A 7,238-nucleotide genomic window follows, 5' to 3' on the forward strand; every position below is an offset into this window, starting at 1 on the left:
GGGTGTACAGGAAAACGTCCGCAGTCCCCCCACGCGACCCATGTAAAATAACCCCTGGGGTATTTTTACATCCGGCCGTCAGGCGCAGCCGGTGCAGGCACGGCAGGCGCTCGGTGCCTGGGCGATGCCGCCCTGCGCCGTCTCGCGCAGGCTCGCGGGCAGCGCCGCGCCGACGCTGCGCATGACGGAGGCCATCTCGTCGAAGGGGACGAGCGGGCGCACGCCGGAAAGCGCGAGCTGGGCGGACGAGAACGCCGCGGCCGTCCCAATGGCGTTGCGCGCCTGGCAGGGCACCTCGACGAGGCCGCCGACCGGGTCGCACACGAGGCCGAGGAGGTTCGCGAGGGTGAGCGACGCGGCGTCGAGCGCCTGCTCCGGGGTCCCGCCGAAGAGCTGCACGAGCGCCGCCGCCGCCATGGCCGCCGCGCTCCCGACCTCCGCCTGGCAGCCGCCCTCCGCGCCGGAGACGCTCGCATTCAACGTGAGGATGAGGCCGATGGCGGCCGCGGCGTAGAGCGCCTCGGCGACCGCGGCGTCGTCGGCGCCGAGATGCGCCGCCGCGGCGAGGACGCATCCGGGCACGATGCCGGCCGATCCCGCCGTGGGGGCGGCGACGATGACGCCCATCGAGGCGCTGCGCTCGAGCACCGCCATGGCGCGCGCCACGGCATCGGTCTGGACCGCCCCCATGAGGCCGTCCGCGAAGCGGTCCGCCCCGGCATGTACGCGCGCCGCCTCGCCGCCGATGAGGCCTCCGAGCGAGCGCACGGGGTGCTCGACGGGCTCGGTCGTCTCGGCGCGCATCATCTCGATGACGCGCCGCATCGCCTGCGCCGCGGCATCCGCGCCCAGAAGCGCTTCCTCGCGGGCGCGGGCGATGCTGCCGAGGGAGCGGCCGCCCCGCTCGCAGAGGGCAAGGAGCTCCCACGCGTCCGCGAAGTTCGGCGCGAGCTCGCCGGATTCGGGCGCGGCCGTCGTCCCGGGCATGCGGATGAGCGTCGCCACCTCGACGTGCTCGTGGGCGCGCAGCGCCTGGAGCAGGGCGTCGAGCTGACTGCCCCGGGGCAGCTCGTCGAGCTCGAACACCGTGTACGCGGCGCCCCCGCGCTCGGTGCGGTACGTGCGCATGAACGCGATGTTGAGCCCGTAGGTCGAGAGCAGCACGGTGAGGGCGGCGAGCACCCCGCGGGCGTCCCGGTGCGCGACGAAGACCGTGTCGTACTCGCCCGTGATCTTCACGCCCACGCCGTTGATGCGCGAAAGCCGCACGCGCCCGCCGCCGAGGCTCTCGCCGCGCACGGAGCACGACGCGCCCGCGCCATCGACCATCTCGATGTCGACGGTGTTGGGGTGCAGGTGGGTATCGTCGGCGCCCCGGACGAACTCGAAGGCGAGCCCGCGCTCCCGTGCGAGGTCGAACGCGTCGCGGATGCGCTCGTCGTCCGTAGCGAGGCCGAGGATGCCCGCGACGAGCGCGCGGTCCGTGCCGTGGCCGCGGTAGGTGTGCGCGAAGCTGTTGTGCAGGACGAACCGCACGCGTGCGACGGGCGCCTCCATGAGCGAGGCGGCGACCTGCGCGAGCCTGAGCGCGCCCGCGGTGTGCGAGGACGACGGACCCACCATGATGGGACCCAGGATCTCGAACGCGGACATCGTGGCGCTTCCGTTCGCCATCGGCACTCCTCACATCTTGGTATACATCAGTCGCTTGGATTCTATCAAAGCGCGTGGAAGCGCGTGGTCATCCAGTCCCAGACGGCGGGCTTCCACGGCGGGAGGCCGAGCTCCTCGTCGCCCACGGCGCGCATGCCCGCCCCATCCACGACGAGCATGCTGCCGTCGCCGATGGGGGAGAGCCGGCTCGTCAAGCTGAACGTGTCGCAGAAGGCGAGCCGGACGGGAGCCTGCGCGCCGTCCCCGGCATCGATGGGGCGCACCTCGACGGTGGGCACGGGCGTGTGCCCCACGATCTGGTCCAAGCCGGGCAGGGGGTCGGCGCAGAGCTCGCCTCGATCCGCCCAGACCGGCCCCGGCAGCTCCCTGCCGCCGCGCCCCGCGCCCGCCTGGGTGAGCATGCGCAGCGAGATCTTCTCGCCATGGTCGAGCAGGGCGTTGAGCTGGCGGGCGAGGGCCGCCGCATCCGTGCCCTCCGCGAGGTCGAGGCAGTCGTTCGCCCAGGCGCGCGTCACGCCCGCATGCGTCACGAGCGCCTCTCCCACCGCCGTCGCGGCGCGCACGCCGAGCTCGTCCAAAAGGAGCGCCACCTCGTCGAAGAGCGCCGTGTGCGTGCCCGGCCCCGGCTCGCGCAGCCGGTACTGCAGGTCGTGGTTGCCGGCCACGAGCTCGACCGCGAGCCCGCCTGCGCGCCGCTCGAGCACCCAGGAGCGCAGCGCCCGCATCGCGTCGCGCATGCCCAGGATGCTCGAATGCCATTCGTCGACGTAATCCCCGCAGAACACGACGCGCGCGCAGCCGAGTCGCTCGACCGCCGCGTCGACGCGGGGCAGGATGACCTCCTCTTTGCCGTGCATGTCGCCCACGACGAGCGTCCGCTCGATGTCCCGTTCCCGTGCCATGGTGCGCCCTCCTCACCGCGTGCTCCGACACCGCACGCGCGTTACTTGTATCATAGATACCATTCCGTGCGGACAACACCGCGAAACGGGGAGCCGGCGCCGTCGGCCGTGCGCGGAAGGAAGGAGACGGCATGGAGTACATCACACTCATAGGCATCGTCATCTTGGTGGTGGGCTTCGCCCTGAAGCTCGACTCCATCCTGGTCATCATGGTCGCCGCCGTCGCGACGGCCCTGGCCGGCGGGCTCAACCCGATGGAGTTCCTCGAGACCCTGGGCAACAGCTTCGTGAGCAACCGGAGCATCCCCATCTTCATCATCGTCATGGTGGTGACGGGCTCGCTCGAGCGCAACGGCCTGAAGCAGGCGGCCGCCGCCCTCATGCAGAAGGCGAAGAGCGCGTGCGCCGGCATGGTGGTGGGCCTTTACGGCATCTTCCGCCTGGTGTTCGCGGCCTTCAACGTGAGCTTCGGCGGCGTCGCGGGCTTCGTGCGGCCCATCGTCATGCCCATGGCGCAGGCGGCGGCGAAGAACCGCGCCGGCAAGCTGACCGAGGCGTACCTCGAGAACATCAAGGGCATGGCCTCGGGCATGGAGAACGTCGCGTGGTTCTTCGGCCAGATGCTCTTCGTGGGAACCTCCGGCGCCCTGCTCGTGCAGGGGACGCTCGCGGACCTGGGCTACCAGACCGAGCTCATCGACCTCATGCTCGTGCAGGTGCCCATCGCGATCACCGCGACGGTTCTCACCATCGCGCTCTACCTGCTGCTCGACCGTGCCTACGCCAAGCAGGCGGCGGCCTCGCCCGATCCGGACGTGTTCGAGGAAGGGGATGAGTGAGCATGGGTCCCATAGAGTTCTACATGAGCCCCGACGTGACGCTCTCCGATAAGCTGCTCGAGATCTTCTACGTGGCCAACGGCATCGTGGCGCTCTACACCGCGTGGAAGAACCTGCGCGACGAGGGCAACGAGCACCGCGTGGGCAGCGCGCTGTTCTGGGGCATCCTGGGCTTTCTCTTCATCATGGGCCGCTGGCTGCCGAGCGCGCTCACCGGTGCGCTCGTGATCGTGATGGTCGTGCCGGCGGTGCTCAAGCGCGTGACGCCCGGCACGAACGACGCCCCGACGGAGCGCGAGATGGAGGGCAACTTCCACGCCATCGGCATGAAGATCTTCATCCCGGCGCTCTGCATCGGCGTCTTCGCGCTCGCGTTCGCGCTCTTCACGCCCGTGAGCTCGCTCGTGGGCATCGGCGTGGGCGTCCTCGCCGCGGCGCTCATCATGCATCTGTATTCGAAGAAGAACACGCCGACCGTGTTCTTGAACGACGCGCGCCGGATGCTCGATGCGGTGGGTCCGGTGTCGCTTCTGCCCATCTTGCTCGCCGCGCTCGGCTCGGTCTTCACCGCCGCGGGCGTGGGCGAGGTCATCTCGGGCATCGTTTCGTCGGTGATTCCCGAGGGTAACATGATCGTGGGTATCATCGTCTACGGCATCGGGATGGCGGTCTTCACCATGGTCATGGGCAACGCGTTCGCGGCCATCACCGTCATGACCGTCGGCGTGGGCGCGCCCTTCGTGCTCGCGCTCGGCGCCGACCCGGTCGTGGTGGGCAGCATAGCGCTCACGTGCGGGTACTGCGGCACGCTCTGCACGCCCATGGCGGCGAACTTCAACATGGTGCCCGTCGCCATCCTGGACATGAAGGACAACAACGGCGTGATCAAGAAGCAGATACCCATCGCGCTCGTCATGCTCGCGGTGCAGATCGTGTACATGATCGTGCTCGCGTAGCGCCGCGCGTCCGCTGAGAGAGTAGGAGCAGACCATGAAGATTCTCGTCACCGGTTTCGAGCCCTTCGAGGGCGCGGCCATCAACCCGGCGCTCGAGGCGGTGCGCCGCCTGCCGGACACCATCGCGGGCGCGTCGATCGTCCGCGCGGAGCTGCCTGTCGTCTTCGGCAAGGACATCGAGGTGCTGCGCGCCGCGGTGGCCGAGCACGAGCCCGACGTGACGCTCTGCATCGGGCAGGCGGGCGGCCGCACGCACATCACGCCCGAGTTCGTGGGGATCAACTACGCGCACGCGCGCATCCCGGACAACGAGGGCAACCAGCCCCTCGCGCAGCCCATCGTCGAGGGCGGCCCGGACGCCTACTTCACGACGCTGCCGGTGCACGCCATGGTGGAGAAGATGCGCGCGGCGGGCATCCCCGCCGCGGTGTCGTACACGGCGGGAACGTTCTGCTGCAACGAGATGCTCTACGCGGTGCTCCACCTGTGCGCCACCGAGTATCCCGCCATGCGCGGCGGCTTCATCCACGTGCCCTATGCCACCGAGCAGGCCGCGCCGCTCGCCGAGGGCACGGCCTCGCTGCCGATCGAGACCATGGTCGCAGGCCTTACCTGCGCCATCGAGGCGATCGTGGAGCATCCCGAGGGTGACATCGCGGGCGCGGGCGGCCGCGAGCATTAGGCGACGCTCCGGGGCGCTGCCCGGCGGCTCGGCGACGCTTGTCGTCGCGTACATAAGAACGAAGGCGGGGTCGGTGCGCGGAATGGCACCGACCCCGCCTCGTTGTCTCACGCGTCTCGCTGCGCGGCGCGCTGCCTCTAGAGCGCCATGCCGCGGGCGCGATCGATGCGCGCCATGCAGTCGTCGCGGCCGACGAGCTCCATGGTCTCGCCGAGGGGCGGGCTCACCATGGTGCCGCACACCGCCACGCGCACGGCCTGGAACACGACGCGCTTCTTGAGGTCGAGCGTCTCGGGCAGGGGCTCGAGCGCGGCGTCGATCTCGGCGGCGTGCCAGGCGTCGGCGGGAAGCGTGCCGAGCGCCACGCGCGCGGCATCGAGCACCGTCCCCATGCCCTCCTTCGCGAGGCCCTTCGCCACGGACTTCTCGTCATAGGCGAGCGTGTCGGCGGTGGCGAAGATGGGCGCGGCCACCTGCGCGGCGTCCGCGGGCATCTTCGTGCGCGGCCGCACGATGCTGGCGAGCAGGCTCCACCAGGCGTCCGGGTGCGCCTCGCGCGCGGCGCTCGCGCCCGCCGCCTCGAGCGCGGGCAGCATGATCTGCTCGGTGAACGTATCGTCGTCCATGGCGTTGATGTACTCGGCGTTCATCCAGTCGAGCTTCTTGGGGTCGAAGGTCGCGGGGTTCTTCGAGATGCGGTCGAGCGAGAAACGGCTCGCGAGCACGTCGCGCGGGATGATCGTGGTCTCGCCGTCGAGCGACCAGCCCAGCAGCGCCAGGTAGTTCACGAAGGCGTCCGAGAGGTAGCCCGCGTCGCGGTACTCCTCTACGCTCGTCGCGCCGTGGCGCTTCGAGAGCTTCTTGCCGTCCGCGCCGAGGATCATCGAGATGTGCGCGAAGACGGGCACGGGCGCGCCCAGGGCCTCGTACACCATGACCTGGCGCGGGGTGTTCGAGAGGTGGTCGTCGCCGCGGATCACGTGCGTGATGCCCATGGCGGCGTCGTCCACCACCGTGGTGAAGTTGTAGGTGGGCGTGCCATCGGAGCGGAAGATCACGAAATCGTCGAGCTCCTTGGCGTCGAACACCACGCGGCCGTGGACGGCGTCCTCGATGACCACGTCGCCGCGGTCCTCGGGCACCTTGATGCGGATGGTGTAGGGTTCGCCGGCCTCCATGCGCGCACGGGCCTCGTCGGCCGGGATGTTGCGGCAGCGGCGCTGGTAGCCCTGGAAGGGGTCCTTGCGGGCGCGGGCGGCCTCGCGGTCGGCCTCGAGCTGCTCGGGCGTGCAGAAGCAGGGGTAGGCCTTGCCCTCGGCGAGCAGGCGCTCGGCGGCCTCGCGGTAGAGGTCGAGGCGCTCCGTCTGCGCGTACGGGCCGCACGGGCCGCCCACCTCCGGGCCCTCGTCCCAATCGAGGCCGAGCCAGCGCATGGCGCGCAGGATGATCTGGGTGTTCTCGTCGGTCGAGCGCGTCGGGTCCGTGTCGTCGATGCGCAGGATGAACGTGCCGTTGTTCGAACGGGCGAACGCCCAGTTGTAGATCGCGGTGCGCGCGCCGCCGATGTGGAGCTTGCCCGTGGGTGAGGGGGCGAAGCGGACGCGGACGGGTGAGGTCATGGCTGCTCCTTATCTGCTGCCGGTAGGTCGCTTGGAACAGCTCAGCATTATACGGCATAGAAGAATGCGGGGCGTGTGGCCATTCCGTGCCAAAATAGGGTACTAAGGTAGGGATAAAGGTTCGCGCGCCGCACGCTCGCGCATGGCGGCGCGCCCGGTCGAGGAGGCCGCGTGGCTCAAGATGACGGCATCGTCGTGCGCGCGCACGACATCTCATATGTGAGGCATACGTATCGCTCGTTCGAGTTCGCCTCGTTCGAGGTGCGGGCGGGCGAGGTGCTCGCGCTGCTCTCGTCCACGCACGAGGCGGCGCGCGACGCGCTGCTCGCCGTGGCTGGCCTCGTGCGCCCGACGTCCGGCTCGCTCGAGGTGCTCGGGGCCGCGCTCCCGGCACGTGGCGGGCTGCACGCTCCGGGCGCGGTGTCCGCCCAGGTGGGGCTCGGCGTGTTCGAGCGCGTCGCACCCGTCGAGGAGGGCCTCACGGTCGAGGAGCTCGCGGCGCAGGAGGCGCGCCTCCACCGCGCCGACCCCGATGTCCTGCCGCTCCTCGCCGCCGTGGGCGCGGC

At 70.3% G+C, this 7,238-nt stretch carries 7 protein-coding genes; 4 read left to right on the top strand and 3 right to left on the bottom strand.

Going from position 1 to position 7,238, the window contains the following annotated elements:
* Positions 1 to 78 precede the first annotated feature (78 nt).
* Both sdaAA and BN423_RS00965 read right to left on the bottom strand, forming a co-directional pair.
* A complete protein-coding gene (gene sdaAA, locus BN423_RS00960) occupies positions 79 to 1,674 on the bottom strand; it encodes an L-serine ammonia-lyase, iron-sulfur-dependent, subunit alpha (protein ID WP_019238408.1) in 1,596 nt (531 codons plus the stop codon).
* 44 nt (positions 1,675 to 1,718) lie between these two features.
* The gene (locus BN423_RS00965) at positions 1,719 to 2,576 is read right to left on the bottom strand and encodes a metallophosphoesterase (protein WP_019238409.1); all 858 of its coding nucleotides are present in this window, start codon (positions 2,574 to 2,576) and stop codon (positions 1,719 to 1,721) included.
* A 131-nt stretch (positions 2,577 to 2,707) separates the two neighbouring features.
* On the opposite strand from BN423_RS00965, the gene BN423_RS00970 reads away from it, so the two are divergent.
* The 3 genes from BN423_RS00970 to pcp are packed head-to-tail and all read left to right on the top strand — an operon-like array spanning position 2,708 to position 5,053.
* A complete protein-coding gene (locus tag BN423_RS00970; protein WP_019238410.1) occupies positions 2,708 to 3,415 on the top strand; it encodes a DUF969 domain-containing protein in 708 nt (235 codons plus the stop codon).
* A gap of 2 nt (positions 3,416 to 3,417) precedes the next feature.
* On the top strand, positions 3,418 to 4,371 hold the full coding sequence (locus BN423_RS00975) for a DUF979 domain-containing protein (protein WP_232385456.1): 954 nt from the start codon (positions 3,418 to 3,420) through the stop codon (positions 4,369 to 4,371).
* Between the two features lie 34 nt (positions 4,372 to 4,405).
* Positions 4,406 to 5,053, top strand: a complete 648-nt coding sequence (pcp, locus tag BN423_RS00980) for a pyroglutamyl-peptidase I (RefSeq protein ID WP_019238412.1) — start codon at positions 4,406 to 4,408, stop codon at positions 5,051 to 5,053.
* 137 nt (positions 5,054 to 5,190) lie between these two features.
* Here the strand turns inward: pcp and gltX are convergent, their stop codons facing one another.
* Positions 5,191 to 6,672 (bottom strand): glutamate--tRNA ligase, encoded by a 1,482-nt coding sequence (gene gltX, locus BN423_RS00985; RefSeq protein WP_019238413.1) that lies wholly within the window; start codon positions 6,670 to 6,672, stop codon positions 5,191 to 5,193.
* A gap of 171 nt (positions 6,673 to 6,843) precedes the next feature.
* Here gltX and BN423_RS00990 point away from each other — a divergent pair.
* Positions 6,844 to 7,238, top strand: a 395-nt coding sequence (locus BN423_RS00990) for a P-loop NTPase family protein (RefSeq protein ID WP_019238414.1), incomplete at its 3' end; no start/stop codon positions are given.

This window comes from Enorma timonensis, assembly GCF_000321165.1.
Lineage (GTDB): Bacteria > Actinomycetota > Coriobacteriia > Coriobacteriales > Coriobacteriaceae > Enorma.

What these genes read in the sequence shown, in the direction of transcription:
- sdaAA (WP_019238408.1), bottom strand. Translation starts at nt 1,674, where the DNA reads ATGGCGAACGGAAGCGCCACGATGTCCGCGTTCGAGATCCTGGGTCCC.
- BN423_RS00965 (WP_019238409.1), bottom strand. Translation starts at nt 2,576, where the DNA reads ATGGCACGGGAACGGGACATCGAGCGGACGCTCGTCGTGGGCGACATG.
- BN423_RS00970 (WP_019238410.1), top strand. Translation starts at nt 2,708, where the DNA reads ATGGAGTACATCACACTCATAGGCATCGTCATCTTGGTGGTGGGCTTC.
- BN423_RS00975 (WP_232385456.1), top strand. Translation starts at nt 3,418, where the DNA reads ATGGGTCCCATAGAGTTCTACATGAGCCCCGACGTGACGCTCTCCGAT.
- pcp (WP_019238412.1), top strand. Translation starts at nt 4,406, where the DNA reads ATGAAGATTCTCGTCACCGGTTTCGAGCCCTTCGAGGGCGCGGCCATC.
- gltX (WP_019238413.1), bottom strand. Translation starts at nt 6,672, where the DNA reads ATGACCTCACCCGTCCGCGTCCGCTTCGCCCCCTCACCCACGGGCAAG.